Annotated in this window: 23 protein-coding genes and 2 pseudogenes; 17 read left to right on the top strand and 8 right to left on the bottom strand. The window is 60.3% G+C overall.

Going from position 1 to position 24975, the window contains the following annotated elements; all coding sequences use genetic code 11:
- The first annotated feature begins 76 nt into the window (after window positions 1-76).
- On the top strand, window positions 77-901 hold the full coding sequence (locus AC0C6X_RS28225; protein ID WP_173519517.1) for an IclR family transcriptional regulator: 825 nt from the start codon (window positions 77-79) through the stop codon (window positions 899-901).
- A gap of 80 nt (window positions 902-981) precedes the next feature.
- On the opposite strand, the gene AC0C6X_RS28220 is transcribed toward AC0C6X_RS28225, so the two are convergent.
- Complete coding sequence (locus tag AC0C6X_RS28220; protein ID WP_247959216.1) at window positions 982-1668, bottom strand: TetR/AcrR family transcriptional regulator; 687 nt, start codon at window positions 1666-1668, stop codon at window positions 982-984.
- Between the two features lie 151 nt (window positions 1669-1819).
- Between AC0C6X_RS28220 and AC0C6X_RS28215 the strand changes: the two genes are divergently transcribed.
- Genes AC0C6X_RS28215 through AC0C6X_RS28205 form a run of 3 tightly spaced genes read left to right on the top strand, consistent with a single transcriptional unit; the run spans window position 1820 to window position 4792 of the window.
- Window positions 1820-2824 (top strand): efflux RND transporter periplasmic adaptor subunit, encoded by a 1005-nt coding sequence (locus tag AC0C6X_RS28215; protein WP_173519515.1) that lies wholly within the window; start codon window positions 1820-1822, stop codon window positions 2822-2824.
- A 7-nt stretch (window positions 2825-2831) separates the two neighbouring features.
- On the top strand, window positions 2832-4073 hold the full coding sequence (locus AC0C6X_RS28210; protein ID WP_173519514.1) for an ABC transporter permease: 1242 nt from the start codon (window positions 2832-2834) through the stop codon (window positions 4071-4073).
- Window positions 4070-4792 carry an ABC transporter ATP-binding protein gene (locus AC0C6X_RS28205; protein WP_472956338.1) on the top strand — a complete coding sequence of 241 codons (723 nt, stop codon included), beginning with the start codon at window positions 4070-4072 and terminating at the stop codon, window positions 4790-4792. The genes AC0C6X_RS28210 and AC0C6X_RS28205 overlap by 4 nt, the downstream gene beginning before the upstream one ends.
- A 13-nt stretch (window positions 4793-4805) precedes the next feature.
- On the opposite strand, the gene AC0C6X_RS28200 is transcribed toward AC0C6X_RS28205, so the two are convergent.
- The 3 genes from AC0C6X_RS28200 to AC0C6X_RS28190 form a co-directional block, all read right to left on the bottom strand.
- Complete coding sequence (locus AC0C6X_RS28200; RefSeq protein WP_472956336.1) at window positions 4806-6860, bottom strand: calcium-binding protein; 2055 nt, start codon at window positions 6858-6860, stop codon at window positions 4806-4808.
- Window positions 6861-7122: 262 nt separating this feature from the next.
- Entirely contained in the window at window positions 7123-7488 is a 366-nt protein-coding gene (locus AC0C6X_RS28195) for a DUF1236 domain-containing protein (protein WP_432704699.1), read from the bottom strand.
- Window positions 7489-7752: 264 nt separating this feature from the next.
- Window positions 7753-8151: a hypothetical protein gene (locus AC0C6X_RS28190; protein WP_173519510.1), complete on the bottom strand. Its 399-nt coding sequence runs from the start codon at window positions 8149-8151 to the stop codon at window positions 7753-7755.
- A 235-nt stretch (window positions 8152-8386) separates the two neighbouring features.
- Between AC0C6X_RS28190 and AC0C6X_RS28185 the strand changes: the two are divergent.
- The 4 genes and pseudogenes from AC0C6X_RS28185 to AC0C6X_RS28170 all read left to right on the top strand — a co-directional run.
- A pseudogene (locus tag AC0C6X_RS28185) lies at window positions 8387-8951 on the top strand (transposase); the annotation flags it as partial.
- A gap of 672 nt (window positions 8952-9623) precedes the next feature.
- Window positions 9624-11474, top strand: a complete 1851-nt coding sequence (locus tag AC0C6X_RS28180; RefSeq protein ID WP_472956334.1) for an ABC transporter ATP-binding protein/permease — start codon at window positions 9624-9626, stop codon at window positions 11472-11474.
- Between the two features lie 374 nt (window positions 11475-11848).
- Entirely contained in the window at window positions 11849-12169 is a 321-nt protein-coding gene (locus AC0C6X_RS28175) for a DUF1476 domain-containing protein (protein WP_173519508.1), read from the top strand.
- A gap of 780 nt (window positions 12170-12949) precedes the next feature.
- A complete protein-coding gene (locus AC0C6X_RS28170; protein ID WP_173519506.1) occupies window positions 12950-13216 on the top strand; it encodes a hypothetical protein in 267 nt (88 codons plus the stop codon).
- 988 nt (window positions 13217-14204) lie between these two features.
- On the opposite strand, the gene AC0C6X_RS28165 is transcribed toward AC0C6X_RS28170, so the two are convergent.
- Both AC0C6X_RS28165 and AC0C6X_RS28160 read right to left on the bottom strand, forming a co-directional pair.
- Complete coding sequence (locus AC0C6X_RS28165) at window positions 14205-14729, bottom strand: GNAT family N-acetyltransferase (protein WP_472956331.1); 525 nt, start codon at window positions 14727-14729, stop codon at window positions 14205-14207.
- A gap of 11 nt (window positions 14730-14740) precedes the next feature.
- On the bottom strand, window positions 14741-15637 hold the full coding sequence (locus tag AC0C6X_RS28160; RefSeq protein ID WP_472956329.1) for a LysR substrate-binding domain-containing protein: 897 nt from the start codon (window positions 15635-15637) through the stop codon (window positions 14741-14743).
- A gap of 115 nt (window positions 15638-15752) precedes the next feature.
- Between AC0C6X_RS28160 and argH the strand changes: the two genes are divergently transcribed.
- Genes argH through AC0C6X_RS28130 form a run of 6 tightly spaced genes read left to right on the top strand, consistent with a single transcriptional unit; the run spans window position 15753 to window position 22063 of the window.
- Window positions 15753-17207 (top strand): argininosuccinate lyase, encoded by a 1455-nt coding sequence (gene argH, locus AC0C6X_RS28155; RefSeq protein WP_173519502.1) that lies wholly within the window; start codon window positions 15753-15755, stop codon window positions 17205-17207.
- Window positions 17204-18070, top strand: a complete 867-nt coding sequence (locus AC0C6X_RS28150) for an amino acid ABC transporter permease (RefSeq protein WP_173519501.1) — start codon at window positions 17204-17206, stop codon at window positions 18068-18070. The genes argH and AC0C6X_RS28150 overlap by 4 nt, the downstream gene beginning before the upstream one ends.
- A gap of 11 nt (window positions 18071-18081) precedes the next feature.
- Window positions 18082-18852 carry an amino acid ABC transporter ATP-binding protein gene (locus AC0C6X_RS28145; RefSeq protein WP_173519500.1) on the top strand — a complete coding sequence of 257 codons (771 nt, stop codon included), beginning with the start codon at window positions 18082-18084 and terminating at the stop codon, window positions 18850-18852.
- A 31-nt stretch (window positions 18853-18883) separates the two neighbouring features.
- Window positions 18884-19711, top strand: a complete 828-nt coding sequence (locus AC0C6X_RS28140; RefSeq protein ID WP_173519499.1) for an ABC transporter substrate-binding protein — start codon at window positions 18884-18886, stop codon at window positions 19709-19711.
- Between the two features lie 60 nt (window positions 19712-19771).
- Window positions 19772-21181, top strand: coding sequence for an MmgE/PrpD family protein (locus AC0C6X_RS28135; RefSeq protein ID WP_173519498.1), 1410 nt, complete (start codon window positions 19772-19774; stop codon window positions 21179-21181).
- A gap of 12 nt (window positions 21182-21193) precedes the next feature.
- Window positions 21194-22063: a polysaccharide deacetylase family protein gene (locus AC0C6X_RS28130; protein ID WP_173519497.1), complete on the top strand. Its 870-nt coding sequence runs from the start codon at window positions 21194-21196 to the stop codon at window positions 22061-22063.
- A 183-nt stretch (window positions 22064-22246) separates the two neighbouring features.
- Here AC0C6X_RS28130 and AC0C6X_RS28125 read toward each other — a convergent pair whose 3' ends face one another.
- On the bottom strand, window positions 22247-22537 hold the full coding sequence (locus AC0C6X_RS28125) for a homocysteine S-methyltransferase family protein (RefSeq protein ID WP_376741698.1): 291 nt from the start codon (window positions 22535-22537) through the stop codon (window positions 22247-22249).
- A 634-nt stretch (window positions 22538-23171) separates the two neighbouring features.
- On the opposite strand from AC0C6X_RS28125, the gene AC0C6X_RS28120 reads away from it, so the two are divergent.
- Together AC0C6X_RS28120 and AC0C6X_RS28115 are read left to right on the top strand one after the other, a co-directional pair.
- On the top strand, window positions 23172-23891 hold the full coding sequence (locus AC0C6X_RS28120) for a hypothetical protein (protein WP_472956326.1): 720 nt from the start codon (window positions 23172-23174) through the stop codon (window positions 23889-23891).
- The gene (locus tag AC0C6X_RS28115) at window positions 23888-24358 is read left to right on the top strand and encodes a hypothetical protein (protein ID WP_472956324.1); all 471 of its coding nucleotides are present in this window, start codon (window positions 23888-23890) and stop codon (window positions 24356-24358) included. The genes AC0C6X_RS28120 and AC0C6X_RS28115 overlap by 4 nt, the downstream gene beginning before the upstream one ends.
- A 91-nt stretch (window positions 24359-24449) precedes the next feature.
- On the opposite strand, the pseudogene AC0C6X_RS28110 reads toward AC0C6X_RS28115, so the two are convergent.
- Window positions 24450-24847, bottom strand: a pseudogene (locus AC0C6X_RS28110) (IS6 family transposase); the annotation flags it as partial.
- On the opposite strand from AC0C6X_RS28110, the gene AC0C6X_RS28105 reads away from it, so the two are divergent.
- Window positions 24769-24975, top strand: a 207-nt coding sequence (locus AC0C6X_RS28105; protein WP_472956358.1) for a nuclear transport factor 2 family protein, incomplete at its 3' end; no start/stop codon positions are given. The pseudogene AC0C6X_RS28110 and the gene AC0C6X_RS28105 sit on opposite strands and share 79 nt — an antisense overlap.

Below are 24975 nucleotides of genomic sequence, written 5' to 3'. Positions count from 1 at the left end.
TTCTATTTCGGAATCTTTTGTTAAAAAAGTCCAATATATGGAATCCTTTTATGTCATTTTCGAAAGAAGCACGCAAATGTCGGAATTAGAGAATGCCGGAAGCTCCAGCCTCTCCAAGGCGATCCACATCCTGAAAGACCTCGCGGAGAACGCGAGCGAAGGTGTGCGGGTGATCGATCTCGCGCGCAGGCTGAATCTCACCCAGCCGTCGGCGCATCGATTGTTGAAGAGCCTGATTGCCGAAGGCCTTGTCGAGCAGATGCCGGAAGGAAAATCCTATCGCCTGTCGCTGGAGTTCTTCTCGATCGCATCGCAGGCACGCAGACGAGAAGGCATCCTCGACATCGCCAGGCCGTCGCTGTTGAGGCTATCCGCCACGTTCAACGACACCGTCTTCCTGCTGGTGCGCAGCAACTTCGATGCGATATGCCTCGACCGGGTCGAAGGCCCCTTCCCGATCCGTTCCTTTACCGGCGACATCGGCGGCAAGGTGCCGCTCGGCATCGGCCAAGGCAGCATCGCCATCCTTGCCCATCTGCCGGAGGAGGAGCGCGAGGCGATCATCAAGTTCAACATGCCGCGCATCATGGACCGGGCCGCGATCGACGAGGTGGACCTGCGCATCAAGATCGAGGAGGTGCGACGCATCGGTGCTGCGCAGATGAATTTCGAGATGATCGAGGGCATGGCGGGTCTCGGCGTCCCCGTGCTCGACCGCAACGGCATCGCGGTCGCCTCGTTAAGCATCGGCACGCTGGCGTCGCGCCTGACGGAAACGCGAAGCGGCACCATCACCGATCTCTTGAAAGCCGAAGCGCAGGCGATCAGCAGCAAGCTCAACCCCTTCGACCCGACACTGCGCTACCCGGCTTCGGCACTGCGCGGGGCACCAAAGGGCTGATGTCTCCGGCGCAAATCGATATTCCGTTCGGAATTGCTTACTTTCGTCGCGAAAGCAGCTAACCGCGGTCGAGCTTCCGCTCACGCCTTCAGAAAGGCGCGGGCGAAGCCCGGCTCGGTCACCTCGATCGATCCGTCCGGGAGCTTGAGGAAACGCTCGATTGCGGTGCCATAGGTCCGCATCCAGCCGTCGAGCATCGTCGCCGCGCCGTCGAGGTCGCCGGCCTCGTAGCGCTGCAACGCCCTGTGCATCACCTTGGCGACACTCAGCCGCAGCTCCAGTAACATCAGCGCCGCGGCTTCCGGATCGGGCGCATCCAGCGTTCCGGCTTCATGCCCGCGCCGCAACATCTGCGTTACGAGCGGCAGGCTGACATCCTGCAGTGCCTCGTCGATACGATGGTAGAGAACGACGTTTTCAGGCTTAAACAAGGCGTTGAAAGTGTTCTTCAGCTGCGGCGCCATTTCAACCTTCATCCGCCGCGAGCCGGCGAAAAGCACGTTCAACTGCCCGACCGCATCGAGCGACGGGTCCTCGGCAAGCGGCTGCAATTCCTGCAGGTTCCGCCGCGCCATCCGGGTCGCGACCGCCTCCAGCAGCGCCTCCTTCGAGACGAAATAGTGGTAGAAGGCACCCTTGGAGACATTGGCTTCGCGGATGACGTCGTTGACCGTCGTGTTCTCGTAGCCATGCTGGAAGAACAGCCGCTCGGCGCAATCGATCAGCTCGTTCGATCGGACTTCCGGCGATTTCTTCGTTCTGACCATAAGCTCTCCCAGAACGGCGGCTTGGCACGGGGCTCACGGCACGGTTCACGACGCTCCCGACGGCAAGGGTGATACGCATCCTTGAAACAAACCGACCGTCGGTCTATTTATACCGAACCGACTGGACGCATTCAAGGAGAGTCTCGTGCGGATGGCTCGTTATGCAATCGGAGCGGCGGTTATCGTCGCCATCGGCGCGGCCGGCTCCTGGTATCTGTTTCGTCCCACACCTGTTTCCACAATCGCCCCGAAGCGTGGCGACGCGGCGGAGATCATCTATGCGGATGGCGTCGTAGAGCCGCGCACCTGGGCGAAGGTCACTCCAACGGTCTCCGAACGGATCGTCGAACAATGCAATTGCGAAGGCGAACGCGTCGCCAAGGGCGATGTGCTCGCCCGCCTCGACGACACCGAGGCGCGGGCAGCACTCGGCGAACTCCAGGCACGGTTGACGCTGGCGCAGGAGGAGTATCGGCGGAAGCTGGCACTCTCCGAGCGGAGTACGATCAGCGAACAGGAAGTCGACCGGGCACGCAGCGAACTCGGCCAGCTCGAAGCCCTCGTCGCCGGCCGTCAGGCGCGGCTCGCGACCTATGTGCTGAGAGCGCCGAGCGCCGGTCAGGTACTCAGGCAGGACGGCGAGATCGGCGAGGTCGCAGATCTCGGCACGGTGCTCTTCTGGGTCGGGGAACCGAAGCCGCTGATCGTGACGGCCGACGTCAACGAAGAGGACATTCCGCGCGTCGAAGTCGGTCAGCGCGCGCTGTTGCGATCGGATGCCTTCCCCGACCGAAGGCTGGAGGCGACCGTCGACAGCATCACTCCCAAGGGCGACCCGGTGACGAAGACCTATCGCGTCCGCTTCCGCCTCCCTGATGACACACCGCTTCGGATCGGCATGTCGACCGACGTCAACATTATCGTGCGGGTAGCGCATGACGCCTTGATCATCCCGACCGTAGCGCTGGAAGGGACGAAGGCCGTGGTGATCGACGGCAATCGTGCCAGGATCCGCGACTTGAAAACCGGCATACGCGGCGCGGGCGGCGTCGAGATCCTCTCGGGACTGGAGGACGGCGCGCGCGTCGTCTCGCCCTTCCCGACCGGCCTTGCCGATAACACGCGCGTCAGGGCCACGCCTGCCCCAGGGAACTGAGTTCGCCATGCGCCTCATCTTCGACATCGCACTGACCCACATCTCCGGCCGGGGCCGGCAGACGATCGTTGCGATGCTGGGCGTTGCGGTCGGCGTCGGCTTTTCCATCGCGATGGCGGCCCTGATGCAGGGCGGCCAGGACGATTTCGTCCGCCAGCTCGTCGACACCATGCCGCATGTCCAGGTGACCGACGAGCAGCGCACCGCGCGGCGGCAACCAGCGGAGGACTTTTTCGATGCCGCCGCCATTTCCGGACTGAGACCACGCGACGACCGCCGCGGCATCATCAATCCCACCGCGGCGCTTTCCTGGCTTGACGGCTGGATCCCGGGCCGTTTTGCCGCGACCCTCAAGGCGCAGGGCGTCGTTCGCTATTCCGGTCAGGAGGTCGGCGCCGCCGTCATCGGCATCGATCCGCAGGCAGAGCCTCGCGTCTCGCCGATCATTGGGGACTTCAAGGCCGGCAGCTTCGCCGCCCTTGCCGCAGGCGGCAACAATGTGGTGATCGGCGATACCATGGCCCGCCGCCTCGGCGCCGGGCTTGGAGATACGATCACTGCGGTCTCCTCGGAGGGGCTGACCCGCCGCTTCAAGATCGTCGGCCTCTTCCACACGGGAACCACTGCACGCGACGAAGGCGAGGCCTATGTGCTGCAGAAGAACGCGCAGATCCTCTCGGCCCGGCCGAACGCGATCAACGAGATCAACATCAAGCTGAACGATCCGAACGCAGCACCCCCGGTAGCGCGCCGCATCGAGGCCGAGCTCGGCTACAAGGCAGTCGCCTGGCAGGAGGCGAACGAGTCGATCCTGGAGGCGCTCGTCGTGCGCAATGTCATCATGTACACGGTCGTTGCGGCGATCATGCTGGTGGCGGGCTTCGGTATCTTCAACATCATCTCGACGATCACGCATGAAAAGGCACGTGACATCGCCATCATGAAATCGCTCGGCTTCACCGAGACGGACATGCGCATCCTGTTCGTGCTTGAAGGCGTGGCAATCGCCACGGCCGGCACGCTCATCGGCTGGGCGCTCGGCCTTGCGATGGTCTATGCGCTGTCGCTCGTCCGCTTCGAGTTATCGGCGACCGGCCAGGAAATGACACGGCTGCCGATCGCCTGGAGCACGCTTCATTATGCCATCGCCTCCGCCTTCGCGCTCGGCTCGGCCGCCGTCGCCGGTTATCTGCCGGCAAGGCGAGCCGCCCGCGCCAACCCCGTCGACATCATCAGGGGCGCGACATGAGCACGCTCGTCGAAGCAAAGGGCCTCACACGCATCCTCGAGGAGACGGTCCCGGTCACCTTGGTCAAGGATGTATCGCTCGTTATCGGCGAGCGCGAGTTCGTCGCCGTCACTGGACCTTCCGGCTCCGGCAAATCGTCGCTGCTTTACCTGCTCGGCCTGCTTGACCGGCCGACCCGCGGCACGCTCACCATTCGCGACCGGGACACGGACCTGATGGATGAGCACGAACGAGCCGCTACACGCCTTGCCAATATCGGCTTCGTCTTTCAGTTCCACTTCCTGCTGCCGGAATTCACCGCCCGAGAGAATGTCGAGATCCCCATGCGCAGGCTCGGCCGTCTTGGCCGGGACGAGATGCGCGAGAGGGCAAGCGAACTGCTTGCGGCACTCGGCCTTGCCGATCATCTCGACAAACGGCCAGACCAGCTCTCCGGCGGCCAGCGACAGCGCGTGGCCGTGGCCCGCGCGCTGGCCAACAATCCGCCACTGATGCTCGCCGACGAACCAACCGGCAGCCTCGACAGCAAGAGCTCTGAACAGGTGTTCCAGATCCTGGAAAGGCTGGTGCGCGAGCAGGGAAAGACCGTGGTGGCAGTCACCCACGATCTCGACATGGCTTCGCGCATGGATCGGCGCGTTGATCTCATCGATGGACGCCTGACCACGGAGACGGAGAAGGCAACGACCAGGGGCGACAGCGAGGCCCCGGAAACCTGACGCCAGCGAAATCTCAGCCGAGGCCGAAGACGACGTCGCTTTCCGTCAGAACCGAAAGCGAAACGTCCTCGATCAGAATGCCCTCGGCATCGGAACCGTTGAAGGCGACGAACACGCCGTCTGCCGTATCATGTGCGGCGGCGAGAAAATCGGCATAGCTGTGAATGCCCGTGGCATCCTGGGCTTCCTCGGAAAAGGCGATCCGGTCGCCCTGCCAGCGGGCGAAGTCGACGACGCGATCGAGGCCTGCCTGGCCGGAGGTTTCCGACGACCAGAAAAACGTGTCGGCGCCGCTGCCTCCTGTCAGCCAATCGGCGCCGTTGCCGCCGCTCAGAAGGTCATTGTGCGCACCGCCGTCGAGGATATCCGCACCGTCACCGCCGAATAGCTGGTCGTTTTCCGTTGCGCCGTATAGCGCGTCGTTTCCGCCGCGCCCGTCGAGGATATCGTTGCCGCCCAGCGAATTGAAAGTGTCGTTGTCGTCGGCGCCGCGCAACACGTCGGCATAACGCCCGGTCGTGATGTTGAAATATTCGACATTGGCGAAGGTCAGTCCGGTATGGGTCACACCGCGCGCCGCATCGAAATCCGTCGCTTCACGCAAGCCGCCATAATTGAGGGACAACAGATCCCGCCCTTCACCGCCGTCGGCGTCACCGAGGTAACGGGCATTGATGGTGTCGTTGCCCGCGCCGCCGCGCAGGATCGACGCGACGCCAAGGCTGCCGCTGCCGGGAACGCTGTCCTGCAGCCAGTCGTCACCGGAGCCGCCATCGAGCACGTCGCTGCCGCCGTCATTGGCGAGCCTATCCCGGCCATCACCGCCAAAAGCCACGTCATCGCCGGCGCCCGTCTCGATCATGTCGTCGCCGGCGCCGGCATCGATGGTGTCGTTTCCCTCCGCGCCATCGAACTGGTCGCGTCCGGCGCCTCCTTCGAGATGATCGTTTCCGGCGCCGGCATCAACCCAGAGAGAGCCGAGATCACCCGCGATGACTCGGTCATTGCCGCTGCCGAGCGCAAGGCTCACCTGCTCAAAGCCGCGCAGCACGGTGCCGGTCGAAACCTTGCCGGCAGCGAAATCGACGGTGAGGTCGCTCGTGCGCTCCATCTCGCTGATAGCGAGCCAGTCCTCGCCGGCACCGCCATCGATCTCGGCGGAGTAGAGTGTGGAGATGATCCCATCGCTGCCGTCGCCGCCAAAAAGACGGTTGGCACCGGACCCGTCGGTGATCATGTCGTCGCCGGCGCCGGCATCGACGACATCGTTGCCACCGGCTGTCTTGATGACGTCGCCAAGCGCGCTCCCCATAACACGGTCGCTTCCGCGTCCGGTCATCAGCTCAACCCGCTCGACATCCTGATGCTGGACGAAGAGGTGCCGCTCCGCCGGCGTCCCGTCTCCAATGATGCCGTGACCATTCTCCAGGTTGAACACGACCGGAGCAGCCGATCCCGAAAGATCGACGACCAACGTATCGTCTCCGGTCCCCCCGAAGACGGTGCTGCCCGTCCCGACAAGCACGAAGCGGTCAGTTCCATCGCCGCCGTCGAGACGATCGTGACCACCCGTATTGGTGATGATGTCGTGTCCCGCGCCCGCATTGACGACGTCGTTGCCGGCACCGGTCGAGATCCGATCGCCTCCGTCAGTCCCAATGATCCTGTCGTCACCGCTGCCGGCGAAGAGCCGCAGCCACTCGATATCGTGAAAGAAGATGTGCCGGTTGGCGGCGTTCGGGTCGCCGACATAGCCATGGCCGCCCGCGCCATTGAAGACCATCCGGTCGGCGCTTTGCGGGAAGTCGACGACGAGAGCGTCATAGCCCGTGCCTCCCGTAACCGCGCCGCCGGTCCCGGCGAGAGTGATCTGGTCATCACCGGGACCGGCGTGGATCCGATCGTAACCGCTCGAGCTCGTCAGGATGTCGCTTTCAGTTCCACCATCGACAAAATCGTCGCCGCCGCCGCCATCGATCGTATCGATACCGGGAAGACCCCAAATGTAGTCGGTTTCCTCCGAACCTTTCAAAACATCGTCTGAATACGAGCCTGCGATCTTTGCCATATCGCCATCCTCTTGGACCGATTTATATTATATCAATACCCGCGCTATCATGAACAAATTTAACCTGAATGAATGTATTCGAATAACGATTCAAAGCAACATTAAATAAATTCTCCACATACCGGATAATTTAATTTGAAATGTATATTAGCTGTCGCAGAAACAATACTTCGATCCTGATTTGGCCGCGACCGTCGGATGGAACCGCAAAAGGGCAGCGCGTGAACGCTGCCCCCCAGGAGAGAGGTTGTTGCGGCGCGGGTCAGTTGACGATCTGCACCACTGTTCTCGACTGCGGTTCCACGATCACCCGCTGGTGGTTGACGACCGCATAGGCGTAGCGCGGGTTTTTAGGAACCGGCGTCAGGACGACGGCCGGCGGGATCGGCTTACCGACCACGATCCGCTCCCGCACGACGACAGACGGCGGAGCCGGCTGCTGCGCGACATAGGTGACCACTTCCGGCGGCGGAGGCGTCAGCGCTCCACCAAGCGCGCCACCCACCACGGCGCCGACACCGGCACCGATCGGGCCACCGACGACAGCACCCGCTGCCGCACCACCGGCCATGCCTGCGGCCGTACCGGCTTCCCTATTAGTGTCGTGAGCAAAGGCGGAGCCTGCCATTATAGCAGCAACAGCCGCCGTGATTACAAGCTTCTTCATGATCTCATCCTTTCGTTCGATCACCAACTCAACGAAGCGGCTAATAAATTGTTCCATATTTGCCGTTCCTGCTTTCGCATCACGCTTGATAACTTTCGTTAATAATTGCAGGAATTCTCGGAACAGATGTGACATATGCCTTTCGTGTACCAGCAATTGGAGACAGATACTTCTTACAAGCAATGACCTTACTCTGAATCCTCGACCGTCGCGCGTGGATCCACTTCAAAGCGCCGGCCGCCGTTGGGCCGCGAGAAGCGGGTTTCCGCCGCTCGGGATGCGCGTTGTTGCGCCAAGCGTGTCGCGCAAGAGTGCGCAGCGGTTCGCAATTAACGCAATATCAGGGACGTAGGGCAAAAGGAGCGAACCTGAACGATCCCGACGCGCCTTGGTCGCGGGGCAACTTGCCAAGAAGCAGTTTGCTTCTTTCCCTGTTTCCGCAGCGCGAGCATTTGAGCGTTTGACCAATGGTCTGAGGCGAATGCCCCATCCGCATGTGCTGGCAACCAGCCGACGATCAACCTGCCCCTGATGCCGGCACTTTCCGCATTTTGCCACGAGCACATACCATTCCGGCAGCAGTTCCAGTGTCGAGCCGTAATCGGCAGCATTTTCGCGCGGCATCAGATCGATACTTCGACGATGCCTCCTAATCAGTCCTTTCGAAGCTTCGTCCGATCCCTATTGCGCGGGCGGTCGCGATTTATGGACGGCTACGGCCGCCGGCATCCCGGCCAACGCGCTGGCATGGCCGCAGAGAGCAGCCTGTGCAAGCGTCCGGTTTCAAGGGTGACGCAGAACTGTCTGAACGACGGCAATGGGGTCGAAAGCTACCCGCTCCTGATCTGTCAATGAACAGCCGCCGCTTGAACGGATCCTGATTGACGAAACCATTCCAGCACTGGAACGCGATCCATTTGCATCTATCGCTGGCGAATTTGCGCAGTTAGATGAGCGCCGGAAGGAATTGGAGGCAAAACTGATGGCCTGGTATCGAAATAACGAATGCTGCCGTCGTCTTGCAAAAATCCCGGGTGTCGGGCCGATCGGCGCGGTAATCTTGGTGATGAAAGCGCCGGCGCCGGAGTGGTTTGCGTCGGGAAGGCAATTTGCCGCCTGGATGGGGCTGACGCCCGGGACCGTTCGACTGCGGATAAGGTCAGGCTTGGTGTCATTACAAGGGCCGGCGATGAGGCATTGCGTAAGACACTGGTTGTGGGCGCGACCGCGGTTTTGCAGCACCTGCGTGCGGGACGCGGAAGGAACGCTACACCGTGGCTTGTCGAATTGCTCAAGCGCAAGTCCCCAAGCTCATGGCTATCGCACTGGCCAACAAGATCGCCCGGATTTCCTGGGAGATGATGGTGACCGGCGCAACCTATCGCCAAAACGCTGAGCCGCCAAAGTTGGCAAGTGCGGCTTAAGAAATCAGGCAACTACGGCAAGCTGGAAGCTACCGCGTTGATCTGATGCGTGAACTTGCAGAAACGAGCAGATGGTGTGCTCGATCGATCAGAAACGTGGGACACTCGTTGCGGACAGTGGCTTTTGAAGTCGAGCTTCTGTTTGGAATCCATGTCGCGGAACCCATCTTGGCCAGCCTTCATGTGCGAGCGCAGCAACAGGCCGGACATATGAACGCAAGCGATCCGATCAAAACCACCATAAGAGTTTCTTGCAAGGAGGGGCCGTCTGCTCTACGGGGTCTGTTGAGGACCGGTTGGCCAATCTTTTAGAGGCGCAGTCACCTTGCGGCACGACTATTATGAATAGACGCGACACGATAAACGGCTCCGTCCGTCCCCCTCCATTGTTCGTTGCTTGGGTAACACCCGTTTGAAGCGATCGTGCAGATAGGACCTGTCCACACTATCCTCTGACCCACGAACACGGGCTCCGGCGTGGTGACCCATACGAAGGCGACAAATGCCGCTTTCCGGAATTTCGGGGTAGGAACTGGGGCTCAAAAGTGCGAGTGTGGAATCGGAGAAGAAATCGAGAATGCGCTGAGGGGGAATTTGCACTTGCGGACGCGCAGGCCGGATAAACGGCCGCAGTTGACGCCAGTATCGTCAATGCGCAGTTTTTGGGGGTTGATGGCTGCTTATTGGTTTTCCGAGAAGTGGCAAGAAGCTTGGGGACTGGCGGCCATGATCGTGCTGCTGACGGCGTTGTCAGCGATGGCTAGTGTCTGGTTCGCCGAGGCATCGGGAGAGTTATTTAGCGCGATTTCTTTCCTTCACCATCCCAAAAACCCGTCCACGCTTCAATCGCTCCTGGCGAGCGCCGGTGCGCTGGTCGGGATTGTCGTCCTGAAGGAAGTTGGCTTCATCGCAGTCCGCCATTTCTTCTCAACCAGCCTTCACCGAAGATGGCGTGCCTGGCTCGATGAGCGTTTCAACGAAGCGTTGCTCGACCGCAATCACACGCACTTTCATCTCCAACAGGGAGCCACAGAAGCTATACCATCGGCCGCATCGGTGCCGGACAATGTCGATCAGCGTATTCAAGAGTCAATCAAGGGTATGACCGGCGGCGCCATCGGACTTGCCATGGGGGTGGCCGGGGTCGTTCTGTCGCTCTATTTCGTGGGCGGCAAAATTATTGCCACTTCCACCGAAATCAGTGGACTAGAGTTTCTGGGCAGTTACGCCAGTGCACTCTTAACAATCGCCGTAGTCGCTGCGTACGTGCCTCTTAACACTTTCCTGGCCATAAAGCTTGGCGCGATCCAACAGAAATTGGACGTGAGAATGCAGTGGGCCGAGGGTAGCTACCGTCATGCGCTCGCTACCTTCATCAACCGCGGCTTCCATATCGCAGCCGCTGATGGCGAGGAATCCCAAAACCGGGTCCACAGACGGCGATATCGCAACATCGATCGGACATGGGCGAGCCTGAATATTCTTAGCTCTGCCTATATGGGTTTCGAACTGGTTTACGATTTCTTCGCTTCACGCATCGTCGCCTACGCACCTGGTCTCTTGCCCTACGCGCAAAGCAAAATCACTCTGCAGTCGTACATTACCGGAGCGGAGCTCGCCAACGCGGTCATCAGAGACTGTTCGTGGTTCATTCACGTCATGCCCGACATAGCAAGGCTGCGAGCAAACGCTGCGCGTATAACTGAACTCGCGCATGCGATCGAGGACGCACAGGATCCTCGTGCATTCCACGCACGCACCGGGCGCTCCGAGTTGCGGTACGTGCGACACGATCGGCGCTTGGGCGTGGTCCTGAACAATATCGAACTGATGCATCCGGGTGACGACGAGCCCTTTCTTTCAACGGGACGTCTTCGTATCGGACCAGGTGAATGGACCTTGCTTGTAGGAGAGTCCGGATGCGGCAAGTCTTCGCTACTGAAAGCAATCAACGGACTTTGGCCGCATGGAAGTGGGACAATTGGTCTGCCTCGGAATGTGCGGCTTCTCTATGCTGCACAGGAGGTCAAACTCCAACCAACGCCGCTGAAGGAATTGATCTGCCTCCCGGATCCTCCAGAATCTTACTCCGACGCCGAAGTTGCAACGGCGCTGTCTAGGGCCGGGCTTGATGATCTCATCTGTGATCTTGCAAAGGAGGGCCGCGACGATCAAACGTGGGATCAAGCTCTTTCCGGCGGACAAAAGCAGAAGCTCATCTTGGCGAGAATTCTTTTGCTGCGTCCCCAAATATTACTTTTAGACGAGCCAACCAGTTCCCTGGACATTCCATCTCGAATAGCCCTTTACGGCGCAATCCGCACCCAATGTGCCGACGCGACCGTAATCAGCGTGATGCACACAGTCGCGCCGCCTAAATCGTCAACCGGCGGCGAATTCTTCGACAGTGTCTTGTCGATCAAAGATCGATTGGTCACGAAAACCCCCGTCGCAACGTTTACGGGCCCGCTTGTTAGTGCCGAGCGGGCGAAACAATCTTCCGAAACGCCCCCAGTCGACTAACCTCACTGCCCCAGATAGCCAAGGCGTTTTGGTTGAGCCTCCCGTTTCGACGATAGCGCAGAGGGAGCCGATGCTAAAACGGGCGGGAATCGACTGCATGATATTCGCTGCAGGCAGGTGCAGCCCGGCGATCCGATCTCGCAGAGCATTTTGATATGATCGCCCTAGCACTTGTCGAACATTGATGTCGAATAGGCACCCCAAAATGGGACTGGGAGCTGATCGATCTCGCAAACAAGGGGTCCGGTGTTGCCAATCGTGCCAGTTCGCGCCACTCTGAGTTTCGTCTGGCTAATTACAAAGTATTTGCTAGTTGGTTATCTGGCGAATTTCGGACGAAAGTCAGAACTCGCACCTGAACCGAGGGCCAAACCATGAATAGCATGAGAGACCGCCAAGAAGGCTTCGAAAAGAAGTTCGCGATGGACGAGGAATCGAAGTTCCGGGCCATGGCACGCCGCAACAAACTCTTCGGTCTATGGGCCGCTGAACAGCTCGGCAAAGCCGGCGCGGACGCCGACGCCTATGCGAATGACGTGGTGCGCGCGGACTTCGAGGAAGCCGGAGACAACGACGTATTCCGAAAAGTACGCGCCGATTTCGACGCAGCTGGCGTCGACAAGTCCGATCATCAAATTCGCGGCGTTATGGACGAACTATTGGCGACCGCCGTCGACCAGATCAGGAACGCGTGAATACTATTGGCTACGACAGAATGCCAACCCTGAGGAAACACGTGAACCGCGATTTACCGACGATGCGGTTTGCCTTGCTTCAACCGTGACAAGCATCAGGTGACAGTGCGGCAGTCGGAGATGTCTGCGGGCATGTCTCGCTGAGTATCGAGCCATAGAGTAATCGGCGGTTCTGGCGGTGCAGGAAACCCGATGAGAACGACATTTACGAAATAGCCCTCCTCAAGAATCTGACAAAGCCTCGCCCGGGTTCCAATCATCCCGTTAGCGCTGCAGCTTGGTACCGCGAGACGGCTACCCGTACCGCGATCCCTCGATCGCGCTGAGCGGCAGGATGATCGAGAGCCGCGGCAGTCGCACGCCATTCGGCGCGATCGCCACGAGCCCATCGCTTCCATTACAAGGCTGCGGACGAACACCTGCCGTAAAACTCGCGGCGAAGACCGGGCTTGAACTCGACGTCTCTCAGGTGGCCTGCTACGCCTACAGGGCCGAACCGCTCATGCTGGTGGACGTGGCGGCCAACCTCCCAGGGAAACGCCCTGATATCGACGTCGGGAGTTCTGAAGGAACATTGCGTGCCAATGCCGGTTTATTAGATGTCGGTGATCATGATGCGGGGTCATCGGCGGGCTCTGATCTCCCCTTCCCCCACTGGAGCCCGGATAACGCACTTGGCCCCGTTGTCGCCTTTCGGGGCCGTTTTCTTAGGCGAACGAGCATCCTCCAATAGGAACAACTCCGCATAAAACGAGTTGGAATTCCATAGGAGTTCCAGCGATGATTCTGATCCCACCAGAACTTGACTGCCGAGGTGGCGAGGGTTCGGATGCCTCGGGTCTGATCGCCTCCATTAAGGACGCGTTGGCGGCGGAAGCACCCTTTGACACGACTAACCTTTGCTTCAGGGTGCTTGGAAACGGCGTCGTTATTGAAGGAATGGTCAACGCCCCCGGCGGCGACGAGTTCATCCGGCGCGTCGCGGAGGACATCGCAGGATCTGACCGCGTTCTGGTGCGCGTCGGCTGCCCACGTTCCACCCAATAACTACGGAGCGCAAAACTCGCTCGGATCACCAATCTGGGCCTATACCCCGAAATCTAACGTAGCGAATCCGACAGCAGCGGCTTTCTGGCGCGGTGCCTTACAACTTCTGGATCCTCGCTATGCGAGGAAGGCAGGGATGCCAAAAAGCAATAAGCGCCTGACGAGGCCGAGCGAAATTTCGGATTTCGTAGCTGTGATGATCGCTGCTAGCTTGCGACATCTGCGCCGTCGGCCATCATATGTCCGTTGATGGCGCGATGGTCCGAACCAGTCAAAAGAGCCAGAAAGTATGGACTTATTTCAGGAGACGCTAATTCCCTTAAGACCAATGCGCGAAAGATGACGAAAATGTCAGCAAGATATCTAACTCTTCGGTCGGACGGCGCGGTCTGGGAGACTGAGCTGAGCCAGGAAATCGCCGCGGCGCTCGCTACGCTTCCGGATGACCCCTCGCTTTACTTTGATCTCGGCGAAGCTCACCTGTTCATTCCGCTCGACCAGCTCGTTAACGCGCGTATGCGTGAAAGAGGCATCGTCAATGCAAACCGGCATATGCAGACAGCGTCGAAATGCAATCAGGGGAAACGGAAACCGCTCACCGTTCGTGCCTTGGGGAACGGACTCTGGCTCGTGGTGGACGGCAATTCGACTTTGATCAACGCTCGTCACTCAAATTGGCGGGCGGTACCCTGCAACACTGGATGACCAGACACCTTTGGGACCTCTTGTCCGCCGTGGAAGGGCACACGGTCGTGCCAAGCAAGCGTGCAATCGATGAAGTCGTGGAGCGTCACCGCGCAGGCCTTGCACCCGCGCCGGGACGTGATCGGTGAACCGAGAAGCTCGCGAGCTTTTGCTCACCGCCGCCGACTGCAACCGAAAACATTCCAGTCATACATTATCCAACTGCCAACGCACACAACGAGGGCAGCGGTTCACAGTGCGATGGTTTGCGGATGAGTTTCGGTTCACGCTGATGCAGCGAGCGTCAAAGCCCCACATTCTCGGGCCACGCGAAGACGATATTTTGGGAGCGCCAGATCGGACCGTGATCCGTATATTCGCCGATCCGCTTGCCACCAAGTGCTTCGTAGAAAGCCATGGCAGGCACGTTGCCATCGACCACGCCCAGGCCGACTCCGGGGAACCCTCTCTCCCGTAAATGCGAAGCAAGCTTTGAGAGCAAGAGGCGGCCGATGCCTTGGCGTTTGAGGTCCGGATCGACGTAGAGGTTCTTGATCTCGCCCAAGTCACCAAAGATTTCAGCTGAGGGTGCGCCGGCAGCGCCGATCGCGACCAGCATTCCCTCCAATTCGGCGAGAAGCACGATCTGGTCGGGATTATTCGCTGAGAGCGTTTCGCGCCAGGTGTTGCGACGACGGTTTTCATCAAGCGCGGCGTAAATCTCGGCTGGAGCAAGCTCGCGGTAGGTTTGTCGCCAGACCCGCACGTGGAAATGCGCGATTGCGTCCGCATCGGCCTGGATCGCATGCCGTATTGTCACCTTTTCCATCGTGCGCTTCCCTATTCCACCTGCGTCATCAGCCAACGCTGGAACGCCTTCAACGCAGAAGAAGGCTTGCGGTCCGTTGGAGTGGTGAACCAGTAGGCGACCTTGGATACATATCCAATTCCGCCAGGATTGACGAGGCTTCCGGCCCTCAGTTCCTCCTCGACGAGCTGCGGCGGAACGAGGGCCATACCCTGCCCAGAGATAGCGGCACGCAGCACCAGCGTATAATAGTCAAATCGCATGACGCCCTGTGGCTCAAGCTCCGGTGTCCCATGCTCCGCAACAAGGTCGATCCAGCGCAACGGGGTACCCGGATGTTCGATGATGATACCGCGCGCGGCATCCTCGATAGTTTCACAGGAGCCGAAGCGCGCGAGGTAGGCGGGTGCGCACACGAGCCGGACATCTTCGCCGAAAAGGTAGATCGAGTGTTCGTTCGCGAACGGTCCACGGCCGAAGCGGAACACTGCGTCCGGCTGAACCGCGGGATTGTCGGTCGCGAAAGTGGTATACTGGACGTCGATATCCGGGTGCTTCTGATTGAAATCTGAAAAGCGTGGCAAAAGCCAGCGATCGCCAAGGATGGGCAGCACCTTTAGCCTGAGCGTATGGGAATCCGGCTGCAGGCTCGCCGCCCTGAAAGCGGCCTCCTCCATCGCCTTGATCGCCACCTGTGCCTGTTCAAGATAAATCCGCCCGAGGTCCGTCGGCACCATGCCCGACGGCTTTCGCATGAACATCTGCGCACCGAGAAGGTTTTCCAGGGTCAGCAGCTGCTTACTGACGGCGCTTTGCGAAAGGTTGATGCTTTCGGCAGCCGCTGTCGTAGAGCCTCGCTCCGCAATCGCCAGCACTACGCGAAGGGCGGTCATCGAAGGCAGCGGCACTGAGGTATGAACCAAGAACATTCTCCGGCAAGGGGGCTAGTCGGTTTCGTCATAACGCTATCGCTTTTTCGCGTTTGTGCAAGCGGTCTCTAAAAGGCAACCTTTGCTCGGGAACTTACTTACCGAGGAGACCAGCATGACAGAACAAGCGACGTCGCTTTGGGGAGGCCGCTTTTCCAGCGGTCCATCTCCGGAACTCGCCGCGCTTTCGCGAAGCAATCCAAGTTTCTTCCGCCTGTCCCCTGAAGACATCGCCGGGTCTCGCGCCCATGCGCGTGAACTCGCACGCGCTGGCGTGCTGAGCGAGGACGAACTGCCGCGGATGCTGCAAACGCTCGATACGATCGCGGCCGATGTCGCAGCCGGCCGCGAGAAGCCAAAAGCCTCGGATGAGGACCTACACACCTTCCATGAGCGCTTGCTGATCGAACGGCTCGGAGCCCTTGGCGGCAAGCTGCGCGCCGGCCGCTCGCGCAACGACCAGACCGCTAACAATACGCGCCTTTACCTTCGCCGCACGGCGCGTCGACTGGTGAAGCTGGTCCTTACGGTGCAGGACGCACTCGCCACGCAGTCGAAAGCGCATATCGAAACGGTCATGCCGGGCTTCACCCATCTTCAGCCGGCTCAGCCGATATCGCTCGGCCATCACCTGATGGCCCACGCGCAGTCACTCAGCCGCGACATCGAGCGCTTCATCGACTGGGACCGTCGCTTCGACCGTTCGCCGCTCGGCGCCGCTGCGCTCGCCGGTTCGGCTTTCGCCCGCGACACCGAAAGCTCTTCGCGCGATCTCGGCTACGCCCGTCCCTGCGAGAATTCCATTGATGCCGTCGCGAGCCGCGACGTGGTCTCGGAGTTCCTGTTCGTCACGGCGATGTTGGGTGTGAACCTTTCGCGCCTATCAGAGGAGATTTGCATCTGGGCCTCGCGCCAGTTCGCCTGGGTGAGGCTGCACGATTCGTACTCGACCGGCTCGTCAATCATGCCGCAGAAGAAGAATCCCGATATCGCCGAGCTAACGCGTGGCATGTCCGGCACGATGATCGGCAATCTTGCCGGCATGCTCGCCACACTCAAGGCGATGCCGCTCGCTTACAACCGCGACCTAGCCGAGGACAAGCGCGCCCTTTTCGAGACGATAGATCTTCTCGACCTGATCCTGCCCGCTTTCGCCGGCATGGTCGCGACGTTGACCTTCGACACCGAGCGCATGACGGCCGATGCGCCACGCGGCTTCACGCTAGCGACCGAAGTGGCGGACTGGCTGGTGCGGCAGGGTATTCCCTTCTCGCATGCCCACGAGATCTCCGGCGCGACTGTGCGCTATTGCGAAGAGCGCGGCATGGACCTTGACGGGCTGACAGAGACCGACCTGCCGAACATCGACGAGGCGTTGACCCCGGCTGTGCTTAAGGTGATCGACCCAGCCCGGGCGCTCGCCGAACGTTTCGGCCAGGGGGGAACCGCTCCCGCCCGCGTGCGCGAGCAGATTGCGGCCTTCGCCGAGACCTGCAAAAAGCAGCGTGCCTGGGCCGAACAAAACCTCTCGGGTATTGCCCTTCTCCCCTTAACGGGAGCGGAATCATGACCGACACGCCCCTTCCCCATTCCAGCCGCGATGCCCATGATATCGCCCATCTCCAACTCGTCCCGCGCAAGCATGTGGGACGCAAGGTCTTCGCCGCCATCGTGCTCTTCCTGGTGGCGCTCCTGATCCGCGCCTTCGTCGTCGGCCAGATCGAATGGCCGGTCGTCGGCCAGTTCCTGTTCGCCCCGGTGATCATCCAGGGCATCTGGAATACGCTGCTGATGACGGTCGCGGCGATGTCGCTCGGCATCGCGCTCGGCGTCCTCATCGCGATCATGCGCATTTCCGGCAACCCGGTGCTCGAATACATCGCGCTCGTCTATGTCTGGATCTTTCGTGGCGCGCCGGCGCTCCTGCAGCTGTTGCTCTGGTTCAACCTCGCGCTGATCTTCCCGACGATGGGCATTCCGGGCCTCTTCGAATTCAACACCGTCGAGGTCATGACGCCCTTCATTGCCGCCATGCTCGGCCTCGGCATTCAGCAGGGCGCTTATACCTCGGAAGTCGTGCGAAGCGGCCTCTTGTCCGTGGACGCCGGCCAGTACGAAGCCGCTCGGACGATCGGCATGACGGGAATGCAGACGCTGCGCCGCATCGTGCTGCCGCAAGCCATGCGCGTGATGGTTCCGCCTGTTGGCAACGAGGTGATCAGCATGGTCAAGCTCACCTCGCTCGCCTCGGTGATCCAGTATTCGGAGATCCTGCACAATGCGCAGGTGATCTACTACGCCAACACTCGCGTGCTGGAGCTGCTGATGGTCGCAAGCTTCTGGTATCTCGCGATCGTCACCGTCCTATCCCTGATCCAATCCCGGATCGAACGCTACTACGCCCGCGGCACCCGCGGTCGCACGACGATCTGAAGGGGGCGCACATGACAAGCGAAATCCTGGTCAAGGCGGTTGACGTCTGCAAGAGGTTCGGCACATTCAAGGCACTCCACGAGGTGGGTCTGGAAGTGCGCAAGGGCGAGGTGAGCTGCATCATCGGCCCTTCGGGCTCCGGCAAGAGCACATTGCTGCGCTGCATCAACCTTCTGGAACGCATCGACTCTGGTGCGATCTGGGCCAATGGCGAGCTCATTGGCTACCGCCGGGACGGCAACAAGCTCTATGAGCTGAGCGACGTGGAAATCGCCCGCCAGCGCCGCAGCATCGGCATGGTCTTCCAGCGCTTCAACCTGTTCCCGCACAAGACGGCGCTGGAAAACGTGATCGAAGGGCCGGTCCAGGTTCTGGGCGAAAGCGCTAAGGCAGCGCGCGAACACGCGATGGAACTCCTGAAACGCGTCGGCCTCGCCGACAAGGCCGGCAACTATCCCGCGGAGCTTTCCGGCGGCCAGCAGCAGCGGGTCGCCATCGCCCGCGCGATGGGCATGCGCCCCTCGCTCATCCTGTTCGACGAGCCGACCTCCGCACTCGACCCCGAACTGGTGGCCGAAGTGCTCGATGTGATGAACGATCTCGCCGCCTCCGGCATGACGATGATCGTCGTCACCCATGAAATGGGCTTTGCCCGCAACGTCAGCAACACCGTCGCCTTCATGGACGGCGGACGGCTGATTGAGCACGGCCCTTCGGCGCGGGTCCTGACCCAACCCGACAACCCCCGCACCGCCGATTTCCTCAAGGCAGTGCAACGATAACCGCAAAAAAACCGACAGGATGGGAACTAAGATGAAAAAAGCAATTCTGGCCGCCTCGACGTGCCTGTTCGCCTTTACCGCTCACGCACAGGATCTGCCGGAGAAATACAAATCCGCGGGCAAGCTTGTGGTGGCGAACACGCCGAATTATCCGCCGATGGAATATCGCGACCCGGCGACGAACGAACTGATGGGCGTCGACATCGAGCTTGGCAAGGCGCTGGCCAAGCAGCTCGGCACCGAGATCGAATGGTCCGAGATCGGCTTCGAACAAATGGTGTCTTCGCTGAACACCGGCCGCGCCGACCTTGTCTTGAGCGGCATGAGCGACCTGCCCAAACGGCGCGAGACCATGGACTTTGTCGACTATATGAGTTCCGGCGCGCAGTTTTATACCTCGGCCAAACGCAAGGATGAATTCAAGGAACTCACCGACTTCTGTGGCAAGACCGTTGGCATGAGCCGTCGCACCTCCTTCCCGGATGAGGCCAAGAAGTGGAGCACCGCCAATTGCGAAGCCAACGGCAAGCCGGCGCTTGTTATCGTCGGTACGGAAGGCTCGGCCGATGCCCGCGCCCAGTTGAAGCAGGGTCGCCTCGACGGCGCGGTCCAGGGGTCGGAAACCCTGCCCTACCTGCTGCAGCTTGAAAAGGACACCTACGCCATCGTCGGCGAGCCCTTTACCGAAGTTTATCAAGGCATCGGCTTCTCCAAGCAGACGCCCGAGCTGCGCGACGCGATTGCCGGCGCCCTGAAGGCCGTCATGGCTTCCGGCGAATATAAGACGATCTTCGAAAAATATGGTCTCGCCGCCAGCACACTCGACGGCGTGATGATCAACGGCGAAGCCGCAGAATAATCGCGGGGACGGCCCGGCGGGTCTGTCGGGCCCTCCCCTCGCCTCTCAAACGAGGACATCATGACACCTGATGCAGTCCAGAGCGGCCTGCAAGCGCTGCCGCATGTCGAAGCGCTTGCCGATTTTTGCGCCCGCCTTGTCCCTGCCGATCTGCCGGACAGGGTCGCCACCCGCACCAAATCCCACCTTCTGGATACGGTCGGCGCCGCGCTCGCCGGCACCCGCTCCGTCGAATTCCGCAAGGTACGTGCGCTTGCCGCACCGGGAGGAACGGTACCGCTTCTGGCCTCGCCGCAGCGGACCGGTCCGCGCGATGCGGCGCTCGCCAACGGCGTTGCCGCCCATGTCTTCGAACTCGACGATTCCGGAGGCTGCGACCATACGGGCGCCGTCATCCTGCCCGCGCTGATAGCGGCTCTGTCCTCTTGCCATGAGCCGGTCTCGGGCGGCGACCTGCTCTGCGCGCTGACGGCGGGCTACGAGGTCGGCCGCCGTGTGCTGGACGCCTCGGGCGGCTACGGCGTGCACAATGGCGCAGGCTGGCATTCGACTGGTACCTGCGGCACGCTCGCCGCCGCGGCGGCGGTCGCTCGGTTGCGCGGCTATGACAGCGCCCTATTTCGCCACGCCCTGACGTTGGCCACCAGCTTTTCCTCCGGCCTCTGGGCCTTCAATCACGACGGTAGCCAGGCGAAGAAAGTCCATGCCGGCCGGGCCGCCGAAGGCGGACTGCTCGCCACCGATCTCGCCGCCGCCGGCTTTTCCGGGCCCTCGCAGGTCTTCGAGGACGTCTGGGGCGGCTTCTTCCGCACCTATGTCCGGGATGCCGGCCAGCCGACCGAACTCTCCGCCGGGCTTGGAACGAACTGGAAGGTCGAACGGGCCTCGCTCAAACCTTACGCCGCCTGCCGCGGCGCGCATTCCGCCATCGACGCGGTCGGAGACATCCTCTCCGAGACCGGCCGCACTGCCGCCGACATCGCGAGGATCGATCTTCGCCTCAGCTCCTTCCTGATGGACATGTGCGGCCGGGTGCGACTGGAAACGCTTGCGGGCGCGCAAATGAGCCTCGGCTATGCGCTAGCGGCGCTCGTCGTCTTCGGTCGCGTCGACCTCGAACAGTATTCTGCCGCTGCCCGCAGAGACTCGCGCCTCGCCGTTGCTCTCGACCGCATCCGCTTCCATCCCGATCCGCATATACCGCAAATGGCCGAGCCGGAGGTGACCGTCACTTTCACTGATGGCGAAACCAGGACGGCGATGGTGCCGCGCGCCACCGGCTCCAGCGAGCGGCCAATGAGCGACGTCGCCATCCGCGCCAAGTTCGACAGCCTCGCGTCGATGGCCCTGCCGGCAGCGCGCGTCGCTGTTCTCGCCGATTTCGTCGGCGCGCTGGAAGGATGGGCGGACTGCCGGGGCCTACCCGAACTGTTGGTCTCGGACGAACCCGAAGCGCCGTTCTTTATCTGAGAAGCAAATTTCATGACCTATGATCTCAGCCCCCGCCCGCTCAATCCGGCGCCGCCAGCCCCCATCTTTGACTGGCCGCACGGCAAGAAAAGCGCCCTGTTCATCGGCTTCGACGTCGACGCCGAGACTGCCTGGATCGGCAACAATCACGCCAATGTCGACCGGATGGTGACGACCTCGCTGGGCGGCTACGACGCCCGGGTCGGGATAGCAAAGATCCTCGAACTGCTGGACATGCTGAACCTCAAGGCAACCTTCTTCATTCCCGGCTGGACTGCCGAGGCCCATACCGCCGCGTGTGAACCGATTGTCACTGCCGGGCACGAGATCGCCCATCACGGCTACCTGCACAAATGTCCGGATCGCAACAAGCTCGACGATGCAAAAGAGGAGATCGACCGCGGCATCGAAGCGCTGAAGTCCCGGCTCGGAGTGACGCCCATCGGCTACCGTGCGCCATCCGGCGAGAATTTCCCGGAACTGCTCGCCTATCTCGCCGAACGCGGTCTGCGCTATTCGAGCTCTTTTCGCGACGATATTCGCCCCTACCGCCATCACCTCGCCGATGGCCGGCCCGGTCTGGTTGAAATCCCCGTTAATTATGCGTTTGACGACTGGAATTTCGGCATGACGGGTCGGCTGGATGCGCGCCCGCTCTTCGGGCGGGACGCTATCCTACCCATCTGGCGCGAGGAGTTTGCCGGAACCCACGAGTGGGGCGGGGTGAGCACGCTTGTCCTGCATCCGCAGGTTTCCGGCCGGCCGATGCGGTGGCGAATTCTGCGCGACTTCCTCAGCGAGATCGCCGCGCGTGACGACGTTTGGATCGCCACCGGCGCGGAAATCCTCACGCACTACGAGACCGAAACCGAAGCAACATAGAATGTCGCTCGCCCGCCGAACCCGCGCGAGTGGACTTCAACCCACGGCAAAAGCGACGTTTACAATATCGCGATCGTTCCTGGGCGCTTTCGAAGCGGAGATCATCTTCTACCGCTCAGTTTCTCTTCCTCGAGTCCGTCGAAATCGTCGAATGCATCCGTGACGGCCGCCTGGCGGCAATGGCTATTCAGTTACCCTGTGAGGACGACTCTTTTTCGCCGCGATTAGCCGTGAAGGAACACACCGTATGTGCGACGCGCCAATGCCACGGCAGCCGCCAATGATCGTGGCTCCGCTCTCCATCCAACCGCAGGCGAAGCGAGAATAATTGTCGGCAGAGAGGTCGTGCCGGGTCCAATGCAATGTTTCGTTCGCCGCCCCCTCCTCCTCGGAAGCGAAAGCGTTCGCATGAACCCCTGTTCCACAGGATGATCGCGTTGACGACGAGGTTGAGGCCCGAGGCCGGTAGGCCATGGTTTCAGCGGCGCGATTCGCAACTCGCCCAGCTGGTGGAGAAAGACCGCGCGGGCAAGGGTATGACGGCTTTCGCCTTTGTTGAGGCATCCAGATAGTCGCAACAGAGGCCGGACAGAGGTCAGCACCCGACTACGCGCAATTACGGTGCCTGGAAAAATCCCCTCGCACTTGCGGGGGTTTCCACAGATGTCCAGTGGCAGGTCACCGCCCCTCGAAGCTATGAAGTGAACCCAGGATCGCAGACAGTCCGTGGTCGGAAAACTCCAATCAAAAACGGTCCAGTTTTTGGGGATCCGAGTATTCTCGCCTTGTCAAAATCAAATGCCAGAGCGCCAAGACCACGTCGCATTTGATACATGCAGAGGCGCGAAGCGGGCGCCGCTTTTGCAGCCTCCACTATATGTAGGCATGAACTTTTGCGTATGAGTTTTTCCATTAAGCGGGCAGCGCCTAGACACTGCCGACGCGAACTGTCGCGACAAATGAAAAAATTGACGGCTCTCTCAAGGTGCCGCGCGAAAATACCGAGGAAACCCCATGGCAGTAACGACGCCCTCAAGTGAGGAGCGCCGACGCGTGAACGTGCATGCATATTGTGTCCACAACTCACTCATGAAGGGGAACAAAATAAATGAGCCTGATTATTAGTGCTGCCTATCTTGTTGTTTTACTTAGTGCCGTTTTCGTGATTTTTCGCTGGGGAAACGTCAACTGCCTAGGGCCAACACCGGTCAATACATTTACACTTGTTTCACTTCTATTTACCGCAGGCCTGGACATGGGTCTGGTGATGTTACCGTTGACAGAGTTTCCAATGTATGCCGGTGAAGAGGCATACGGTTTTGCCAATCCGCTTTCCATCGAGTTCGGGATGTGGGGGCCTCTTGTCTGGATGATGTATTTTCTCTCGACCTTCTATTTCGTTATACTGGAGCCGAAGCTAAAGATCTTTGAAACCCCTTCGGTGAAGTGGGTGTACAACCTTACAATCATCGCGACATGCGCTTTCACCTGCTATCTCTTTCTCACAGCGCTTCCGAGCTACATCCCTGCGCTGCCGGTATGGGCCCGCTGGCTGCTGGCCATTGCCGTGATCATGATTTCGGTTCATTCGAGTTCGGACGTTAACTTCATGAAATGGCTGGCAATCCTGTCAACCTGGATGTTTGGGATTCTGATGTTCGTAGCACTGGTTGCTGTTGCCTACTTCCACAGCGAAACGGGCTCTCCGCCTTTGGGGCAAATCTGCTACAACTGTCCGAGTATTTCACCAATCTGCATCGTTTCGTTAGCCCGATTAGCTCGTACCACGAGTTCTACCTTTTCTGGTGGTTCTCCTGGAGCATCATGATCGGCCAGTTCGTATCGGGGTTCGTCGGAGGGTTGCGGGCCTGGAAGCTTGCCGGAGCGATGGTCATCCTGCCGGCAATACCACTCGGCATCTGGTTCTGCGTACTTTACATCTACTTCGACCGGCGCATCGCGATTCCAGATTGGCTGAACTGGTTCATGGTCATGGTCGGCGTCATCTTTGTCGTCAATTCACTGGATTCGCTGATCCGGTTGTACAGCCGCAATCTGAACTGGGGTGTCGAGCGATTGGGTCGCCAACGCTATTACCTGCTGCATTTCTTCATTCAGGTTGTTTTGGTTTTAGCATACCAGTTCACGCCTTTCCGTATTGAATGGGTCGGGGTGGTGGTCATCGGCCTCTACGCCTTGATCTATGCCGCGATGGGCATGCGCAGCCATCATGTTCGCGACGCGATCGGAAGCTCGCGTACTTCCCGGCCGATCCAAGCAACGCCAAACGTATAACGACATTTAACGGATAGGTGCTGTCACGTTTGAAGCGTTGACGCACGAAGCCATTTGCCGTTTTTCAGGCGGTTCGTATCGCTACGGCCGTTTATTCTGCGATGGCCTGAAGACGGTGGGCTCGAATGTAATGTGCGGGACGGCTGGAAAGGGAGGGAAGGAAAAGATTGCGGACAGGCGAATAGATCGAAACGAACCGCTGCGGCGATGCGATCGACCGGAAGCCTTGCCGTGTTCGCTCCCGCTTCCGAAACGGCAAGTGCGAATTTTCGGCCCGGCCATTCAGGCCTTTATGGGAGCGGTGCTCGACCTCCGGCATTCCTGGCGTCTCGCGGCCCCAGAGGAGCGCAACTTGTCAGTGATCATACGCTTCGGCATCATACCCTGTTTCTTCAGCAGCCGGGTCAGCAATCGCTTGGCGACCTTGGTGTTGCGGCGGGTCTGGACGATCTCGTCAAGAACGTAACCGTCCTGATCAACCGCTCGCCACGGACCGCGCCGCGATCATTGATGTCATCACTGACATAGCGGCTGGCGCCGATCGGCATCAATGGGACCGCGTGCGCGCCGCGTTCGCCGATACGGTCACGCTGGACTACACCAGCCTGTGGGGCGGC

It is taken from the genome of Ensifer sp. VA4 (assembly GCF_055710065.1).
Note: the sequence above shows the minus strand (reverse complement) of the source record. Positions and strands in the feature narration are given on the sequence as shown.